Raw genomic sequence first — 16,624 nt, forward strand, 5'->3', positions numbered from 1 at the left:
AGAAGACTGGATGAAAACCCGCGACCGTATCCTTGATTGTGCGCTGCACCTGTTCAACCAGCAGGGTGAACCCAACGTCTCGACCCTGGGAATTGCCAACGAAATGGGCATCAGCCCTGGCAATCTTTACTACCACTTTCACGGTAAAGAACCGCTGGTGCTGGGGCTGTTCGAGCGCTTTCAAGCCGAACTCACGCCGTTGCTCGATCCACCGGCAAACGCACAGCTGGCACCGGAAGATTACTGGTTGTTCCTGCACCTGATCGTCGAACATCTGTCGCACTACCGGTTCCTGTTCCAAGACCTGTCCAATCTCGCCGGCCGTCTGCCAAAACTGGCGCGCGGCATCCGCAATCTGCTCAACGCCCTCAAACGCACCTTGGCGTCGTTGCTCGCCCAACTCAAAGCGCAAGGACAAATGGTCAGCGACACCCAAGCGCTGGGGCAACTGCTCGAACAGATCAGCATGACCCTGCTGTTCTCGCTGGATTACCAGCGGATCTTGGGTAAGGAAGGGCAAGTTCGGGTGGTGGTTTACCAAATCATGATGCTCGTCGCGCCGCATTTGATTGCAGGGTCGAAGGAGGCGGTTGAAGACGGGGCGAAGCGGTATTTGGAGCAGTAGGTGTTTCCACAAATACTGAGCCCACTTGTTGGCGAAGCATTCTCAGCGGCGTGCCCGGCAAGCCGCCTCGCGAACAAGTTCGCTCCTACGATTTAGAGTCTGTAATTCAATAAGGTATGCGCTGTTTGTATGATAAAAGTTAGCGTACCGAAAGCGGTGATTCAGGAGACCCATCAAAACGACATCACCGCACCATTGTAACGATATAGCTAGGGAGGTATTGATCCAGAATATACAAACCCCGCAATCAGGCCGACGCCGATCTTATTTGCTACGGTCTTCAATCATACTCAGGGCTAACCGGAGGGCCACATTGGAGAGGTCCAATAATGCCAGACCCAACCGCTATCGTACAACTTCTTTGTACTTCGCCCGACGCACGCAAAGGAAATATCCTTAGCACTAAATTAATCGCACCGTTGCTTACAGAGATGTTTTCGAAACCGACATGGGCGAACTCAGTTGAAAATGAACGACCTTGAAAGCTACAAATCGAACTAGACTTTATGACTTGCCAATTATCACCCGGCGATAATAATTGTACATACAGGCAAGGATCTTCAAAGCTCATGAAATAACGGACCACTAACTTTCCAACTCTTGACGACTCAGCTGTCGCTATTTTCTGATATTCAATATTCAAGGCCGACGCACTTAATGGCAATAGCATCACTATTCCTGCGAACCAATTCATTGCGTCACACTTAAGTAAAGCGCACGCCGATTGAAACGGTCAGGCGGAACATTTGGCCAACGAGAGCGATCACGAATTATTTGGCAAAAAGCTGGAAAATTATTTTCAACTATACTTCTCTGAATATAAGCTCTCGAAGGTGCCGTATAATCGCCCCTATAGATCAAATCTACCGTAACGTCTTGAATTTTTGGGTGCGTATTATTCCAATCTAGCGAACCGTAATCACTTAACAATCGCTTGTCACTTGAAATCCGTAATACGTTCTTTTTCATTTCGTCATAAACCGGCAAAAACAATTCATATTGCTGTTTCCGCGATATCACAGAATTTTTAATCCCAGCAGTTGCACCGCCTAGATAAGCTTGAGCAGCTTGTCCGCTAAGTCCTTTCGCCCCCAACAACCAACCCAACAGAGGCTCAGAAATACCGGCAGATACCAGATCAATTTCAGGATTCGGGCGCTGGCCCAAATCATAGCCGCGTCCAATGGTTATTCCGGAGGCGCCTCCAGGCCAGTGTATTTTTCTGCTGAAGTAACGATGAAGTCCGTTAGCGGGATCGGCCGCGTCATTGCCTTCAACATCAAACGTCAATTGCCCATGAGGTACCGTCAGCCAATCTAAACTGTTTTCATCGATTAAGTTGTCGCTGAGCGCGGCCACAAACTCAACCGGATGAAAGTGCCAAACGCGCCCATCTTCTGGTAGCCCAACTGCCTTCGCTACGTCATCCCAGAACACCAAGTTGTCGATACGTTCGCTTTCATGCCGCAGGTAGTTGGGATTGTCTTTGAGTTGCTCTCTGTATGCTTGCCATCTGTCGCCATCGGATTTGGTTTGCCATTCGGTGTAGTGGTAGGCGATGAGTTTTGACCAACGGGATCTGAATTCCGGGTTTTTCAGGGTTTCCTGGAGTTCTTCAGCTGTAACGTTGCCGTCGCTGTTTCGGTCAGCAAGGGCATGGAGATGGGCGTAGAAGCTGTCGATTCGTTCGGGGGTCAGCGGATTGAAACTGTTTTGAGCATGCTGCTCGACGACTTTGAAACCAATCGCGCTCAAGTCGTATTGGTTGACGATCCTGACACCAGAGCCCTCTTGATCGACGCTGTCTTTTTTGATTAGCGCAGTGAGGCTCCGAAGGGGTTTGCCTTTGGTTCGGGCACGCTCTTGGACGGTGATTTGGTAGGCGTCATTGCGGTTCTCGTCTTTAACGATGGGTAGGGCGTTGAGTGCAAATATATGGTCTTTAAACAAGTAGGTTGGGTTATCGGTTTCGGTGTCTCTCCCAACGATAGTCGGTTGCAACTTTAGGACTTCAAGGTACTGCTTGCCGTGCGTGAGCTTGGCGTCATTGTTCAGGAAAGCGTCCAGGCCCGGATCACAGGTGAATATTTCAAAGTGCATTTGATGCGGGGTTTTCTTACTCGCACCGTCTGGCATTTCATACAGACCGAGGTAACCGATCGGATCGCCGGCTTTTATCGGAATAGGCGTGCCGGGCACGATAACGCTGTCCAGCCGAGACGGTTCCACGCTCAGGTGCTCGATGCTCTTGTCGTCTACAAACGCCCAGTAACTCTGCGGCATCGTTTCTCCGCGGATGACGGCGTTATAGGGAATGCACTCAGCGGTGGGTAGAACACTGCCATCCTGCATCCGCACTGGATGAGTGCTTTCGCTGTCGAAGCTGAAGCCGTACCCATGGGGTAAATGGCAGTTTGACGAAATCGGTACTCCAAATTCGCCGTTCGCGCGCGGGCAGTACATTTGCATCCCGCTTTCGTTGATGACCCTCGCGGTCACCCTACCTTGCCAGTATTTGGGTTTGGTCCGCGCAGGTGCCGCCACCGGTTTCAACTGTAACTGGCCATGCTCCCCACGAATCGCTTGCCCATCGCGCTGATCCGCGAACCAGACTTCATCGCCTTTTTTAAGCCTGCCTACCTGCCCCCGGACGATGACGCCTTTTACGAAGCGGTAGCCATTGGACGGTGCACTCTCTTCGACGATATCGAACTGTGTTCCGGGTGAAATAACGCCCAACTTCATACTGCCCGGCTCACCCAATGGCACATTGCGCGCAGACCAACCGCCGATGACAACTTCTACCCTTTTCTTGTAAGTCGGGTCATCGCTTCGATAACAGTCATATGGCAGTAGATGCATGTACAGGCTGTAGAAGACCAGGCTGTTTTGCTTCCCGTGATTCGGACCTTCTTCGGGATTAGGCGGCGATTTGTGGGTGTGGCGAACAAGGCAAAACGAAGTGGAATACTGAAATTTCTGAGCGTCTGACTCAGGTTCTAGCTGAGAAACTAAATAGTCTTTGTTCAAGCGGTAGGCGACCACTTCGCCCTCGGCTATACAGCGAACCGGTTGGTTGTATACGCACTGCGGCGCGCTACGGTCGCTGATATGTATGCCACCGTGCCAATAACGATTTTGACCTAACAAGTAGAAGCCTGACTGTTCGTTTCCGAGCAGGCGATGAACGTGGTCGGCGTCTTTATAGGGGCTGCCGTCGGCTTTGCGAATCGGGAACTGAAAATCAGACATGGTTCATTTACCAACGATCAATTGGAGAACGGAGTGGCATCGGGGGTTTTAGAGGACCGGGGGGTTGGCGCTGATGGAGGCCTTGACGCGACCACGTCGAGCCCCGCGCTCGGTATTTGCCCTGTATAAATGAGCGTCCTATCCAGTTCATCCGTGCTTAGCAGCATGGCGTCGTCAGGCGACAACGGCACAGCCGGCGTCCCCGGAACAGGTGCGCCACCGCACAGAATCGGCACACTGGAGAAAATGCCCGCTGGGTTGAGCACCAGATGCTGACCATTGATGGAGAGGGTCAGCGTGATGCCGCCATCGATAACGATATTTGCGCCAGAAAGGTGTACTTCTTCCGCCGCGTCTATGACCAGTGCGCCGCCGACCCGGGTGTGGCTGGAGCCGGCCACTTGCAGATGATCCCCCGCTGACAACTGCACCTTGCGCGCGCCAGTGACTTTGAGGTGTTGCTCGGCCTTGATAACGGTGGTGCTGTTGCCTTTGATCGTCTCCAGCCGCTGACCGCGCACTTCAAGGCGGCTATCGTTCTGAATCAATTGCTCCATGTCGCGCTGGGCACGCAGGTAGACCCGTTCAGCGCCATCGCGATCTTCAAAATAGACTTCATTGAAGCCCTGGCTGGCCTTGGAGCTGCGGCTGCGAAACACGCTTTTGGTTTTGTTCGCCGGTAATTCGTAGGGCACCGGATTCAGACTGTTCGGCAAACAGCCCATGATAATCGGCCGATCCGCGTCGCCTTCCAAATAAGAAATCAGCACTTCCATGCCGACCCGAGGCAAGGTCACCGCGCCATGACTGTTGCCCGCCCAACTCGACGCCACCCGCACCCAGCAGCTGGTGGTTTCGTCATTCAGCTCGCGGCGGTCCCAGTGAAACTTGACCTTTACCCGGCCGAATTTATCGCAGTGAATTTCTTCGCCTTCCGGGCCGGTAACCTTGGCGGTTTGGGTGCTGTGAATCAGCGGTTTGGGGTGCCTCAAGGCGGGGCGAAACTGGATGGTTTCGGGGATGGCGGTGAAGGAATTCCGATAACCCTGAGCGATTTTCCCGGCGGCGACCGGGGCGTCAGCGCCCAATTCTTCCAATACCTGCGGCTGCCGCCCTTCGTGCTTGATTGAAACCAGCACCCACGGGTTATTCCATTTCAGCTGCGGGTGTTCTTCCAGCTGGATCACCGTCCCGCTGCGCAACACCGGGTGATCGCTGCTGCCGTCGGCCAGTTGAAAATCCGTGCGGTGCCGTTCCAGGTCTCGGTTGGATAATCGTCTGCCGTGATCGTCTTCCAGAAAACGACCGGGATAGACGTAATGCTCAAACTTCGGTTCGACATGCAGGGCCTCACCCCTTTGGGCTTGGGCTGGGGTCGCCTGCGGACTTCTAACGCTTTCCAATAAATAACCAGCTTTCTGGAAATCGTAATCGCGATGCACCACGTGGCTGGTGCGTGCCGCCAGGCGCACGCCGAAGGACTGAATCGAACAGTCCTCGGGCACCATGCCGTTCAACGGTTTGAACGGCAGCGCCAACCGCGCCGCGTGGGGAAACATTATTTCGTCATCGGCGAAAATCAACCGATGGCCGTCAGCCGAATGCTCAAAACGGTAAAACCAACCGTCTTCTTCACACAGCCGATTGACGAAGTGCAGGTCGCTTTCGTCGTACTGAACGCAATAGTCACGGACCGGAGCGCGGGTCACGCCACTGTCGAATTGCACGTCCAGGCCGTCAAACAGGCCGTGTTCTTTGAGCACTTCAAGAATGATCGCCGGCACGCTCATCTGCTGGAACGAGCGGCGGTGGCTGCTGTGTTCCAAGTACGCGAGAGATGGTTTGAGCACCGCGACGTAGTGGGTCAGCCGGGCATTGGAATCGCTTTTGTGGATGGAGTGAATCTGCCCGTGAATGCCTTCACCGTCCGGGCCAATACCGAGAAAAGCCGCCTTGTGCAGCAGGTCCGACAGCTCAATACCAGACGACCGACTGACCAGTTCGACGGTGATGGCGTACGGCGTGCTGACGGCTTCGGTGCCATCAAATGCGAGGACTTGAAAATGGCGGGATTCAACACCTTTCACATTCAGCGTGAAGGCTGGGACGGCGGCCTGGGACATGGAAACCTCTTCGCATCGGAAAGATAACCAAAGTGTGCGGAGAGAAAAACGTCACGAATATCGGGAACAGCCTAGAAGCTTGTAGGACACCTCCGAAAATCAGAGCGATCCTTCCGGCAGACATATTTCCGAGATAAAAAAACCCGACCTCACGGCCGGGCTTGGGCAGTCCGCAAAAATCAGGACTGGCTGGCTGGCGTCGACGAGGGGGTCGTTGCTGGCGCAGCGGTTGCAGCTGGAGCGGTTGAAGCGCTTGGGGCGGGGGTTGTAGCCGGTTTTGCTGCAGGCTTAGGCGTTGCCGCTTTAGGCGCTGCTGGCTTTTTAGCCGCTGCTGGTTTTGCTGCTGCCGGCTTGGTCGTTACTGCTTTTGCAGCAGATTTAACGGCGGCCTTGGCGGCTGCCGGTTTAGCCGCGACGGGTTTGGCAGCAGCTTTAGTTGCTGGCTTGGCCGCTGCGGTTTTCGTCGGTGCTTTTGCCGCTGGCTTGGCTGCGGGTTTTGCCGCGGCCTTGACCAAGGGTTTTGCTACAGGTTTCGCAGCCGCCGCTTTCGACGCTGGCGCCACCGATGCACCGGTCAGTTTTTCGATTTGCTTGGTGAGCAAATCGACCTTGCTGTGCAGCGCTTTGACTTCGTTGCGGCTCGGTACACCCAGGCGAGAAATGGCGCTATTGAGGCGCTTGTCGAACGCACCTTCAAGCTCGCTCCACTTGCCCATCGCCAGGTCTTTGACATCGCCGACACGGGATTTTGCCGTTTTAGCGGTTGCCTTGGCAGCGTCAACTTGTTTGTCGACGCCGTTCTTGGTTTGCTTTTCAGCCTTCTCGCCGTCCTTCACAAGCGTTTCGAAAAGCTTACTTCCGTCATTGCTGATCTTGGAGTAAGCGCCTAAACCAGCCAACCAGATTTGGCGGGAGTATTTCTCAACCTCGCCGATCCACGAGCTGCCTTCTTTTTCGATTTTCTTTTTACCAGCCATCCCGCTCTCCTTATTGTTTACGCGCAATACGTTCAAGCAATGCCGTCAGCCCATCGAGCTTAGCAGACAGTGTCTCAACATCATGTTTAGACGCAATTCCGAAGCGATTCAAGGCACGAGAGACACGACGGTCAAAAGCATGCTCGACTTTTTCGAATTGCACTTCGAATTTGCCCTTCATGCCTTTGACTTCACGTTTGACGTCGTCGATATCACTGTTGATCTCGCTGTTGGCAGCTTCGATTTTTTTACCGATAACTTTTTTGCCTTCGCGCTCGGCGACTTCACCGGTCTTAATTAGCTCTTTGACGTAATCGGCGCCTTCAGAGCCGGCCTTGGCGTAGGCACCCAGGCCTGCCAGCCAGATCTTGCGGGCATAGAGTTTTACTTCGGAAAGGGCGGTTGCCTGTTCGGCTTCAACTTTCTTTTTCAAGGTTACTTTGGCCATGGTGCACCTCACGCTCAAGGGTTGGAGGAACTGCCCAGACGGTTAGTGGGCATGGAAGCCAAAGTAATCAGAAAAATTAGAATGCTCACCCTAGGTTGTTCACTCTTTGTAGATACGCAATCTCTGTAGGAGGGTCCGCCACGTCTTCGACGCTGCGCTGTCTCGCAGCAAACTGGGTGGCACTTTGTGTGGTTTGAGGTTGCAGGGTGTCAGGACTGAAGCCTTCCCGAATAAATTCGGTCCCACAGATTCTGGGGCTGCACAGATTTCTGAAGCAGGTGCCGAAGGCTGCGATCAGGTCCGAAGGAACCTCGCCAACAAGTTGGCTCCTACGGCTACTTCGGGCAACCCGGGCGCTATCGGCAGCCAACACAAGACCTGTGGGGAAGTCCTGTCACACCAACGCTTTATCCAGCGCTTTTTCGATTTCACTCTTGATGGTGCTGCTGAACGCTGACATCAGGAAGCCGACTTCAACCTCAACGGTGATCACTTCATCAAACACACTCACGGTGCCGCTCACGCCTGAACCCGCCAGTTTGACGGTGTCGCCTGACCACTTTGGCTCGACCGAATATTTCTCGGCCAGTTTCTGCACCAGTATTTCGGCTTTCTCTTTTGCTGCTTCACGACCTAGGTCGTGGGCACGTTCAACGCTAATTCGGGCCATCGAAGAACTCCTGTATCCATAGGTTCAGCCAGCACTCAATTAACGTCGGATGCGTCAATCGGTCCCGGCGCGTCACTATACTTACATTAAGCCTTGCCAAGACAAAGCCAGCCTCCGGGATTAGAATGACCGGCATTCTCTTCCGGTGACAGCGACATGAATGATCAGCGCAAAGGCAGCGATGCCGAACCCACCACTCACTTCGGTTTCAAAAACGTGCCGGAAAGCCAGAAAGCCGAGAAGGTTGCTGAGGTTTTCCACTCTGTAGCGGCCAAATATGACTTGATGAATGACTTACTGTCTGGTGGCATGCACCGGCTGTGGAAGCGTTTTGCCATCGAGTTGTCCGGCGTACGGACCGGCAACCGAGTGCTGGATATCGCCGGGGGCACCGGTGATTTGACGAAAAAATTCTCGCATTTGGTCGGACCGACCGGCGAAGTCGTGTTGGCCGATATCAACGCGTCGATGCTCAAGGTGGGTCGCGACCGGCTGCTTGACCTAGGCGTGGCGGGCAACGTCAAGTTCGTCCAGGCGGACGCGGAAAAACTGCCGTTCCCAGACAACCATTTCGACTGCGTGACCATCGCTTTCGGCCTGCGCAACGTGACCCATAAAGAAGATGCCCTACGCTCGATGCTGCGGGTACTCAAGCCCGGCGGTCGCCTGTTGGTCCTGGAGTTTTCCAAACCGACCAACAAGCTGATGTCCAAAGCCTATGACGCGTACTCGTTCGCCTTCATGCCGCTGATGGGCAAGTTGATCACCAACGACTCTGAAAGCTACCGCTACCTGGCAGAGTCGATCCGCATGCACCCGAATCAGGAAACCCTGAAATCGATGATGGTAGAAGCCGGCTTCGACCGCGTGACTTACCACAACATGACCGCAGGCATCGTCGCCCTGCATCGCGGCATCAAACCCTGATGATACTCAGGGGCTTGCTCGCTAGCGTCGAACACGGCATCAACCGTGTGCTGCGAATGGACAGCACCGCCTTGCCACGTCTGGAACGCCTGACAGGCAAAGTGGTTGCTGTTGATTGCCGTAGCCCGGCGCTGCAGCTATTCATCTTGCCCAGCAACGAAGGCTTGCTGCTGGCCGCTCACTGGGAAGCAGAGCCCGATTGTACCCTTCGGGCACCGGCATCGACGCTGCTGCGCCTAGCGATGAGCCAAGACAAAACTGCCGTATTGCATGGCCCCGACGTTGAGTTGGAAGGTGATAGCGCGGTTTTGCTGGAGCTGGCCGGGGTGCTGCAAGACCTTGAACTGGATTGGGAGTATGAACTCTCGCGCTGGCTCGGTCCTATTGCCAGTCCGCTCCTCAGCGGTCATCTGCGCAGTAGCGCCCGCTGGACCCGCGACGGCGTGGCCAACCTGACGCACAACCTTGCCGACTACCTCAGTGAGGAGTCGCGCACACTGGTCGGTCACCGCGAAGCGCAAGCGCGCTTTGCTGAATTGGACCAGACCAAGCAAGACCTTGAACGTCTCGAGGCGCGTGTTGAGCGCCTTGCCCTCCTCCTCAAACCCAGCGATAACGCATGAAGCTGCTTGCCGTCCGCCGTTTGTTTCGCATCCAACGCGTGGTTATTCGCTACCGTCTTGATGACTTGCTATTCGCCCTGCCGTTGCCGTGGTGGATGCTCGCCTTGCGCTATGTCATGCCGTGGCGCTGGTTCCCGCGCAAAACCCTGGACCTGAGCCGAGGCGCACGCCTGCGTTTAGCCCTGCAAGACCTCGGGCCGATCTTCATCAAGTTCGGTCAACTGCTCTCGACTCGACGCGACCTGCTCCCTGAGGATATTGCCGACGAGCTGATGCATTTGCAGGATCGCGTGCCGCCGTTCGATTCGCAGTTGGCCATCAATCTGATCGAACAACAGTTGGGCGCAAAAATCAGTGCCGTGTTCAGCCGCTTCGACGTTGCCCCTTTGGCCTCGGCCTCGGTGGCGCAAGTACACGCTGCGCGGCTTAAAACCGGCGAAGAAGTGGTGGTCAAGGTCGTGCGCCCCGGCCTCAAACCGATCATCGGCCAAGACTTGGCGTGGCTGTTCATTTTGGCGCGGATTGCTGAGCGACTGTCGGCCGACGCCCGCTTGCTACACCCGGTAGATGTTGTCAGCGATTACGAAAAAACCATTTACGACGAACTCGACCTGTTGCGCGAAGCGGCCAACTCCAGCCAGCTTAAACGCAACTTCGAAGGCTCGCCGTTGCTGTACGTGCCCCAAGTGTATTGGGACTGGTGCCGCCCGAAAGTGCTGGTGATGGAGCGTATCTACGGGATTCAAGTCACTGATCTGGCGACCTTGGCCGATCAACGTACCGACATGAAGTTACTGGCCGAACGAGGGGTGGAAATTTTCTTCACTCAAGTGTTTCGCGACAGCTTCTTTCACGCCGACATGCACCCTGGCAACATTTTCGTGAGTACCGTCAATCCGTGGAGCCCGCAGTACATCGCCATCGATTGCGGCATCGTCGGCAGCCTGACCCCGGAAGACCAGGATTATCTGGCGCGTAACTTGTTTGCGTTCTTCAAGCGCGACTATCGACGCGTGGCGCAGTTGCACATCGATTCGGGCTGGGTACCTGCGGAGACTAAACTCAATGAGTTCGAAGCCGCGATTCGTACCGTGTGCGAGCCGATTTTCGAGAAACCGTTAAAGGACATTTCGTTTGGTCAGGTGCTGATGCGCCTGTTCCAGACCGCGCGTCGTTTCAATATGGAAGTCCAGCCGCAACTGGTGTTGTTGCAGAAAACCCTGCTCAACATTGAAGGCCTTGGCCGTCAGCTGTACCCGGAACTGGACTTGTGGAGTACCGCACAGCCATTTCTGGAACGTTGGATGCGCGAGCGCGTCAGCCCGAAAACTTTACTGCATAACCTGCAATCGCAGGTCGAGCAGATACCGCACTTGGCCGGCATGACCCGGGACCTGCTGGAGCGCATGTCTCAGCCCCACGCTTCGGATCCGCCTGCGCCATGGCGTGAGCGGCCGCCACGGGGCGGCGATGGCTGGGCGCTAAGGCTGATCGGTGCGGTATTGCTGGCGGGTGGCGCGGTAATGGCATCGACCTTGGCGGCCGGCGGCAGCGCATTGGTCGCATTGGCGGCGTGGCCTGCCTGGATCATGCTGGCCGCTGGCTTGTATCTGGTCGTGCGTCGATAGCTCGCAACTGGCACACTATTTAACCCGCCGGGCCTGTAGGCCTGGCCGCCGGAGTCGACAATGAAAGACTGGCAAGACGAAATCAACTGGAACAGTGACGGCCTGGTGCCTGCCATTGCTCAGGATTACAAAACCGGCCGCGTACTGATGATGGCCTGGATGAACCGCGAAGCCCTGAGTTTGACCACCGCCGAGAACCGAGCCATTTACTGGTCGCGTTCCCGTGGAAAACTTTGGCGCAAAGGTGAAGAATCGGGGCATGTACAGAAGCTTCACGAACTGCGCCTCGATTGCGACGCCGACGTGATTATCCTAATGGTTGAACAGGTCGGTGGAATCGCGTGTCACACGGGACGTGAGAGCTGTTTTTATCGGGTCTATGACGACGCTGGCTGGAAGGTTGTCGACCCGGTGTTGAAAGACCCGCACGCTATCTATCAGGCAGGACACACACATGAATGACACCCTGGCCCGCCTGGCCGAAGTGCTTGAGTCACGCAAAGGCGCCGCTGCCGACAGTTCGTACGTCGCCAGCCTGTACCACAAGGGCTTGAACAAGATTTTGGAAAAGGTCGGTGAAGAATCGGTCGAAACCATCATCGCCGCCAAGGATGCCGCCGTGAGCGGGGATTGCAGCGATGTCATCTACGAAACCGCAGACCTGTGGTTTCACAGCATGGTCATGCTCGCAGCCTTAGGCCAACACCCCCAAGCGGTTTTGGATGAGCTGGATCGCCGTTTTGGATTGTCCGGGCACGTGGAAAAAGCCGCACGCCCGGCCGATTAAACAAGCATCACTATTAAGAGGAATGTTTCATGGGCATTTTTGACTGGAAACACTGGATCATCATTTTGGTCGTTGTCGTGCTGGTATTCGGCACCAAAAAGCTCAAAAACCTAGGCTCGGATGTCGGCGAAACGATCAAAGGCTTTCGCAAAGCCATGAATGAAGAAGAAGTAAAGCCTGCAGAACCGCAGCCGCCGGTGCAACCCATGCAGCCGCCGCAAGCCGCACCTCAGGCGTCCACATTGCATGAACCGCAAACCATCGACGTGCAAGCGCATAAAGTCGAAGAGCCCATCCGTAAAGACTAGGTCGTGTTGAATGTTTGGTATCAGCTTCTCTGAACTGCTGCTCGTCGGCCTCGTCGCCTTGTTGGTTCTCGGGCCTGAGCGCCTGCCGGGTGCGGCGCGCACGGCTGGCCTGTGGATTGGGCGGCTGAAACGCAGCTTCAACGCGATCAAACAGGAAGTGGAGCGCGAAATCGGCGCCGACGAAATTCGTCGTCAGCTTCACAACGAGCACATCATGTCGCTGGAAGAGGACGCGAAGAAGATTTTCGCCCCGCTACAGCCTCCGCAGCAAATGCAGGCCGAACCCGTCGCGACGATCAACCCATCGGCTGAAGCCCACAGCATTGCCCCGCCGACGGCTTCGGTAGCGGACGCGCCTTTAACTGCCGCGCCGCTGGCGTCGCCCGAGGCTGCCGTTGTGGTCCCTTCCGATGACACGTCAATGCCGACAGCAACGGCAACGCCCGCTGCACATGTGAGCCCGGTTCCGAGCGAGCCTTCCGCCAACGATTCAACTTTGCCACCGCGAGCCCCATGAGCGCAGAAATCCCGGAAAACGATCAGCAGATGCCGCTGATCTCTCACCTCACTGAATTGCGTACGCGATTGCTGCGTTGCGTGTTTGCGATTTTCTTGATCTTCGCCGGGTTGTTCACCTTCACCCAGAAGATCTACACGCTGGTTTCTGCACCGCTTCGGGTTTACTTGCCCGAAGGCGCGACGATGATTGCCACCGACGTGGCGTCGCCGTTCCTGACGCCGTTCAAACTGACCATGATGTGCTCACTGTTCCTGGCGATGCCGGTGATCCTGCACCAGATCTGGGGGTTCATCGCTCCCGGCCTGTACAAGCATGAAAAACGCGTCGCCGTGCCGTTGCTGGTGTCGAGCATCATCCTGTTCTACTCAGGCATGGCCTTCGCTTACTTCCTGGTCTTCCCGCTGATTTTCCACTTCTTCGCCAGCGTAACGCCCGAAGGCGTCTCGATGATGACGGACATCGCCAGCTACCTGGACTTTGTCACGACGCTATTCTTGGCGTTCGGCGTTGCGTTCGAGATTCCGGTGGCGGTGGTGTTGCTGGTATGGATCGGCATTGTCGACGTCAAATACCTGAGGAAAATGCGTCCGTACGTGATCATTGGCTGCTTCGTCGTCGGGATGATTTTGACCCCACCGGACATTTTCTCGCAGACCTTGCTCGCAGTGCCAATGTGGGTGCTGTTCGAAATAGGGGTGCTGTGCAGCGGAATGATCGTCAAACGTGGCGATCACCCGGACGACCAGCCCGATGAAGAAGACAAGCAAGACCAGCCACCAGCGACCCAGCCGTGAATTTACTGTTACTCGAAGACGCCGACTTTATTTCGGCTGATCGGGTCGTGCTGCGCGACCGCCGTCTCAAACACATGCAAGAGGTGCATCGCGCAGTGGTGGGTGACACGCTGCGAGTAGGGCAACTTGGCGGCCTGCTGGGCTCAGCCGAGCTAATGCGGCTGGAAAACCACGAGGCCGAGCTGCGAATCAGCCTTGATCGTGCGCCGCCAGCCAAACTGCCGCTGACCCTGCTGCTGGCCCTTCCCCGGCCGAAAATGCTCCGCCGTGTGTTCCAGACGATCGCGACAATGGGCGTGCCTCGGGTGATTTTGCTCAACAGCTACCGAGTCGAAAAAAGCTTTTGGCAGACCCCGTTCCTTGAACCTGAAGCCATCCGTGAACAACTGATCCTCGGCCTGGAGCAAGCCCGCGACAGCGTGCTGCCCGAGATCATCATTGAAAAACGCTTCAAACCCTTCGTTGAAGACCGCCTACCGCAACTGGTTGAAGGCACTCTGGGGTTAGTCGGCCACCCCGGCGACTACCCCGCCTGCCCACGCGGCATCGCTCAACCGGTGACGCTGGCCATCGGCCCAGAAGGCGGCTGGATACCCTACGAAGTTGACCTGTTAAACAAAGCCGGACTTCAACCTGTGCAACTAGGTGAGCGGATTTTGCGCGTTGAAACCGCCGTTACCGCCCTCCTTGCCCGGTTGTTTTAAACCTGACCGAACCGTCGGTAAGTCAGCGCTACAGTTCCCAACTATCCCGCCGATAGACAAGCACATTTATAACAACTAAAAGTCGAGGGGCTGCCATGTACCGCTGGTTAGTACGAAACCTGGGAAACGTAAGCGTTAGTCTGAAACTGGCTAGCGGCTTCGGCACGGTGTTAGTGCTAACGGTGCTGATCACCCTGACGGGCTGGTTCAGTGTGTCGACGCTGATTGATAGGGGCGACAAGCTGGCATCTATCACCCGACTGACTGACTTGACCACCCAATTGCGTATCGCACGGTTGCACTACGAGTCGTTTTTTAATACAGAATCCGCGAAGGAAGTGACCGACGCACTCGATCACATTGAGCAAGGCATCGCCCGAGCCCACGCCCTGCTAGAAGTGCCAACTGATCAAAAAATGCTCGACGAGCAGGCAGAGGGGAACAGCCTATATCGCCGCGCCTTCAGTGAGATGACCCAGGCCATCCAGACGCGCGAAGCAAGCCGCGACCATCTTGGGGCCACCGCCGACCTTGCCGTGGAGAAAGTGTCCGGCATTGAGGAATCCCTGCTCCAAGGCGACAGCATCCTTGAGTTCAACAATGTGGTGTACCTGAGCAAGCTGATTCAACAAGCGCGCTTTCAGGTGCTCGGTTACACCTACAGCGCCAAGCCGGAATTCGAAAAGAGCGCTACGGCAGCCATCGACGAAGCATTAGTCGGTCTTAATAGCCTGCCGGGCTCAATACCGTCTGAGTACCTGGTCAAACTCAAAGACGCCAGCGATGCGCTCAAGGCTTACCGTGACGCTGTCGGCCAATACCGCGATGCGCAGATGCTGAGCAAGCAAGCGCTGGAAAAGATGGCGATCCAGGGCAAACGCCTACAAGGGCTCAGCACTCAATTGACCGCCTCGCAAAATGCCCGACGTGATGCAGACAGCGCTCAAGCGCGGTCCATGCTTACCCTTGCCATGGCGCTCGCGGCGTTGTTTGGGGTGATATCGGCCTGGGCCATCACCCGTCAAATTGTGGTCCCATTGCGAGAGACACTCAAGGTCGTGGAGCGAGTCGCCTCAGGCGACTTGAGCCAGGATTTGCACGTCGAACGGCGGGATGAATTGGGCCAATTGCAACGCGCCATTCAGCACATGACGGTGGGCCTGCGGGTATTAGTCGCAGGCATCAGCGAGGGCGTGACCAAGATTGCCAACGCCGCCGAGCAACTGTCGGACGTTACCGAAAAAACCAACGCGGGCGTCGATAGCCAGAAGCTTGAAACCGATCAAGTGGCTGCCGCCATGCACGAAATGACCGCTACGGTTCAAGAAGTCGCGCGTAACGCAGAAGAAGCATCCGAAGCCGCCGTTGCCGCCGATCAGCAAGCCCGCGAGGGTGATCGAGTGGTCAACGAAGCCATCGCCCAGATCGAGCTGTTGGCCGGTGAAGTGGGCAACTCAACCGAAGCGATGAACGAACTCAAGCGCGAAAGCGACAAAATCGGCAGCGTACTCGATGTGATCAAGTCCGTGGCTCAACAAACTAACCTGTTGGCGCTCAACGCCGCCATCGAGGCGGCACGCGCCGGTGAGGCGGGCCGAGGTTTTGCGGTGGTGGCGGACGAAGTACGCAGCCTCGCCCAGCGCACGCAGAAGTCCACCGAGGAGATCGAAGAACTGATCGCTGGCGTGCAGAATGGCACGCAGCAAGTGGCGAAAATCATGGAAAACAGCCGCAACCTGACCGTCAGCAGCGTCGATTTGACCCGTCGCGCCGGTAGCTCGCTGGGAAACATCACACGCACCGTTTCGGCGATTCAGTCTATGAACCTGCAAATCGCAGCCGCCGCTGAACAGCAGAGTGCTACGGCCGAAGAGATTAACCGCAGCGTACTGAACGTGCGCGACGTATCTGAACAAACATCCGCCGCCAGCAAGGAAACCGCAGCTTCCAGCGTCGAACTGGCACGCTTGGGCAATCAGCTGCAAACACTGGTTGGCAAGTTCAAAGTCTAGAACGCGCTGCTAGCCAGCCCCCAGTAAACACTGGGGGCAGAGCTCCCTTTTTGAATATTCAGAATTTTCCTACGACCGATTCAGGTCGCGCAACACCCTCTCCTGCCGATGCGCTGATCAAGGCGAAATTCTGTTTCGCCGACGTCTCGTCGTCATCACAGGAGAACTTCTCATGTTCCAATCCCTGTCCAAAATGCTTGGCAATACCCGCGTCAAACTCAAACTC

At 55.8% G+C, this 16,624-nt stretch carries 16 protein-coding genes and 1 pseudogene; 12 read left to right on the plus strand and 5 right to left on the minus strand.

Annotated features, from left to right (window positions below; all coding sequences use genetic code 11):
• Window positions 1–10 precede the first annotated feature (10 nt).
• Window positions 11–625 (plus strand): TetR/AcrR family transcriptional regulator, encoded by a 615-nt coding sequence (locus tag RHM65_RS03965; protein WP_322184281.1) that lies wholly within the window; start codon window positions 11–13, stop codon window positions 623–625.
• 690 nt (window positions 626–1,315) lie between these two features.
• On the opposite strand, the gene RHM65_RS03970 is transcribed toward RHM65_RS03965, so the two are convergent.
• The 5 genes from RHM65_RS03970 to RHM65_RS03990 form a co-directional block, all read right to left on the minus strand.
• Entirely contained in the window at window positions 1,316–3,877 is a 2,562-nt protein-coding gene (locus tag RHM65_RS03970) for a hypothetical protein (RefSeq protein ID WP_322184283.1), read from the minus strand.
• Window positions 3,878–3,894: 17 nt separating this feature from the next.
• A complete protein-coding gene (locus tag RHM65_RS03975; RefSeq protein ID WP_322184285.1) occupies window positions 3,895–6,000 on the minus strand; it encodes a type VI secretion system tip protein VgrG in 2,106 nt (701 codons plus the stop codon).
• Between the two features lie 179 nt (window positions 6,001–6,179).
• Window positions 6,180–6,977 (minus strand): phasin family protein, encoded by a 798-nt coding sequence (locus RHM65_RS03980; protein ID WP_322184287.1) that lies wholly within the window; start codon window positions 6,975–6,977, stop codon window positions 6,180–6,182.
• A gap of 10 nt (window positions 6,978–6,987) precedes the next feature.
• Window positions 6,988–7,425 (minus strand): phasin family protein, encoded by a 438-nt coding sequence (locus tag RHM65_RS03985; RefSeq protein WP_322167224.1) that lies wholly within the window; start codon window positions 7,423–7,425, stop codon window positions 6,988–6,990.
• A gap of 394 nt (window positions 7,426–7,819) precedes the next feature.
• A complete protein-coding gene (locus RHM65_RS03990) occupies window positions 7,820–8,095 on the minus strand; it encodes a polyhydroxyalkanoic acid system family protein (protein ID WP_322167223.1) in 276 nt (91 codons plus the stop codon).
• A 156-nt stretch (window positions 8,096–8,251) separates the two neighbouring features.
• On the opposite strand from RHM65_RS03990, the gene ubiE reads away from it, so the two are divergent.
• The 11 genes and pseudogenes from ubiE to RHM65_RS25270 all read left to right on the plus strand — a co-directional run bounded on the left by ubiE (window position 8,252) and on the right by RHM65_RS25270 (window position 16,398).
• On the plus strand, window positions 8,252–9,022 hold the full coding sequence (gene ubiE / locus RHM65_RS03995) for a bifunctional demethylmenaquinone methyltransferase/2-methoxy-6-polyprenyl-1,4-benzoquinol methylase UbiE (protein ID WP_322167222.1): 771 nt from the start codon (window positions 8,252–8,254) through the stop codon (window positions 9,020–9,022).
• Window positions 9,022–9,645 carry a ubiquinone biosynthesis accessory factor UbiJ gene (locus tag RHM65_RS04000; RefSeq protein ID WP_322167221.1) on the plus strand — a complete coding sequence of 208 codons (624 nt, stop codon included), beginning with the start codon at window positions 9,022–9,024 and terminating at the stop codon, window positions 9,643–9,645. Before ubiE ends, RHM65_RS04000 begins: the two co-directional genes overlap by 1 nt.
• On the plus strand, window positions 9,642–11,273 hold the full coding sequence (gene ubiB, locus RHM65_RS04005) for a ubiquinone biosynthesis regulatory protein kinase UbiB (RefSeq protein ID WP_322167220.1): 1,632 nt from the start codon (window positions 9,642–9,644) through the stop codon (window positions 11,271–11,273). Before RHM65_RS04000 ends, ubiB begins: the two co-directional genes overlap by 4 nt.
• A 60-nt stretch (window positions 11,274–11,333) precedes the next feature.
• A complete protein-coding gene (gene hisI / locus RHM65_RS04010) occupies window positions 11,334–11,735 on the plus strand; it encodes a phosphoribosyl-AMP cyclohydrolase (protein ID WP_322167219.1) in 402 nt (133 codons plus the stop codon).
• On the plus strand, window positions 11,728–12,060 hold the full coding sequence (locus RHM65_RS04015; RefSeq protein ID WP_322167218.1) for a phosphoribosyl-ATP diphosphatase: 333 nt from the start codon (window positions 11,728–11,730) through the stop codon (window positions 12,058–12,060). The genes hisI and RHM65_RS04015 overlap by 8 nt, the downstream gene beginning before the upstream one ends.
• Window positions 12,061–12,089: 29 nt before the next feature.
• The gene (locus tag RHM65_RS04020; protein ID WP_322167217.1) at window positions 12,090–12,368 is read left to right on the plus strand and encodes a twin-arginine translocase TatA/TatE family subunit; all 279 of its coding nucleotides are present in this window, start codon (window positions 12,090–12,092) and stop codon (window positions 12,366–12,368) included.
• 10 nt (window positions 12,369–12,378) lie between these two features.
• On the plus strand, window positions 12,379–12,885 hold the full coding sequence (tatB, locus tag RHM65_RS04025; RefSeq protein ID WP_322184289.1) for a Sec-independent protein translocase protein TatB: 507 nt from the start codon (window positions 12,379–12,381) through the stop codon (window positions 12,883–12,885).
• Entirely contained in the window at window positions 12,882–13,682 is an 801-nt protein-coding gene (gene tatC, locus RHM65_RS04030) for a twin-arginine translocase subunit TatC (protein ID WP_322167215.1), read from the plus strand. The genes tatB and tatC overlap by 4 nt, the downstream gene beginning before the upstream one ends.
• Window positions 13,679–14,386, plus strand: a complete 708-nt coding sequence (locus RHM65_RS04035; protein WP_322184291.1) for a 16S rRNA (uracil(1498)-N(3))-methyltransferase — start codon at window positions 13,679–13,681, stop codon at window positions 14,384–14,386. Before tatC ends, RHM65_RS04035 begins: the two co-directional genes overlap by 4 nt.
• Window positions 14,387–14,481: 95 nt before the next feature.
• Window positions 14,482–15,537: pseudogene (locus RHM65_RS25265) on the plus strand (methyl-accepting chemotaxis protein); the annotation flags it as partial.
• A 147-nt stretch (window positions 15,538–15,684) separates the two neighbouring features.
• A complete protein-coding gene (locus RHM65_RS25270) occupies window positions 15,685–16,398 on the plus strand; it encodes a methyl-accepting chemotaxis protein (RefSeq protein ID WP_416195133.1) in 714 nt (237 codons plus the stop codon).
• The last annotated feature ends 226 nt before the right edge of the window (window positions 16,399–16,624 follow it).

Origin of the sequence: Pseudomonas sp. CCI4.2 (assembly GCF_034350045.1) — a bacterium.
Taxonomy (GTDB): Bacteria; Pseudomonadota; Gammaproteobacteria; order Pseudomonadales; family Pseudomonadaceae; genus Aquipseudomonas.

What these genes read in the sequence shown, in the direction of transcription:
- RHM65_RS04015 (WP_322167218.1), top strand. Translation starts at nt 11,728, where the DNA reads ATGAATGACACCCTGGCCCGCCTGGCCGAAGTGCTTGAGTCACGCAAA.
- RHM65_RS25270 (WP_416195133.1), top strand. Translation starts at nt 15,685, where the DNA reads ATGCACGAAATGACCGCTACGGTTCAAGAAGTCGCGCGTAACGCAGAA.
- tatB (WP_322184289.1), top strand. Translation starts at nt 12,379, where the DNA reads ATGTTTGGTATCAGCTTCTCTGAACTGCTGCTCGTCGGCCTCGTCGCC.
- RHM65_RS03970 (WP_322184283.1), bottom strand. Translation starts at nt 3,877, where the DNA reads ATGTCTGATTTTCAGTTCCCGATTCGCAAAGCCGACGGCAGCCCCTAT.
- hisI (WP_322167219.1), top strand. Translation starts at nt 11,334, where the DNA reads ATGAAAGACTGGCAAGACGAAATCAACTGGAACAGTGACGGCCTGGTG.
- ubiB (WP_322167220.1), top strand. Translation starts at nt 9,642, where the DNA reads ATGAAGCTGCTTGCCGTCCGCCGTTTGTTTCGCATCCAACGCGTGGTT.
- tatC (WP_322167215.1), top strand. Translation starts at nt 12,882, where the DNA reads ATGAGCGCAGAAATCCCGGAAAACGATCAGCAGATGCCGCTGATCTCT.
- RHM65_RS03985 (WP_322167224.1), bottom strand. Translation starts at nt 7,425, where the DNA reads ATGGCCAAAGTAACCTTGAAAAAGAAAGTTGAAGCCGAACAGGCAACC.
- RHM65_RS03975 (WP_322184285.1), bottom strand. Translation starts at nt 6,000, where the DNA reads ATGTCCCAGGCCGCCGTCCCAGCCTTCACGCTGAATGTGAAAGGTGTT.
- ubiE (WP_322167222.1), top strand. Translation starts at nt 8,252, where the DNA reads ATGAATGATCAGCGCAAAGGCAGCGATGCCGAACCCACCACTCACTTC.
- RHM65_RS04020 (WP_322167217.1), top strand. Translation starts at nt 12,090, where the DNA reads ATGGGCATTTTTGACTGGAAACACTGGATCATCATTTTGGTCGTTGTC.
- RHM65_RS04000 (WP_322167221.1), top strand. Translation starts at nt 9,022, where the DNA reads ATGATACTCAGGGGCTTGCTCGCTAGCGTCGAACACGGCATCAACCGT.
- RHM65_RS03965 (WP_322184281.1), top strand. Translation starts at nt 11, where the DNA reads ATGAAAACCCGCGACCGTATCCTTGATTGTGCGCTGCACCTGTTCAAC.
- RHM65_RS03990 (WP_322167223.1), bottom strand. Translation starts at nt 8,095, where the DNA reads ATGGCCCGAATTAGCGTTGAACGTGCCCACGACCTAGGTCGTGAAGCA.
- RHM65_RS03980 (WP_322184287.1), bottom strand. Translation starts at nt 6,977, where the DNA reads ATGGCTGGTAAAAAGAAAATCGAAAAAGAAGGCAGCTCGTGGATCGGC.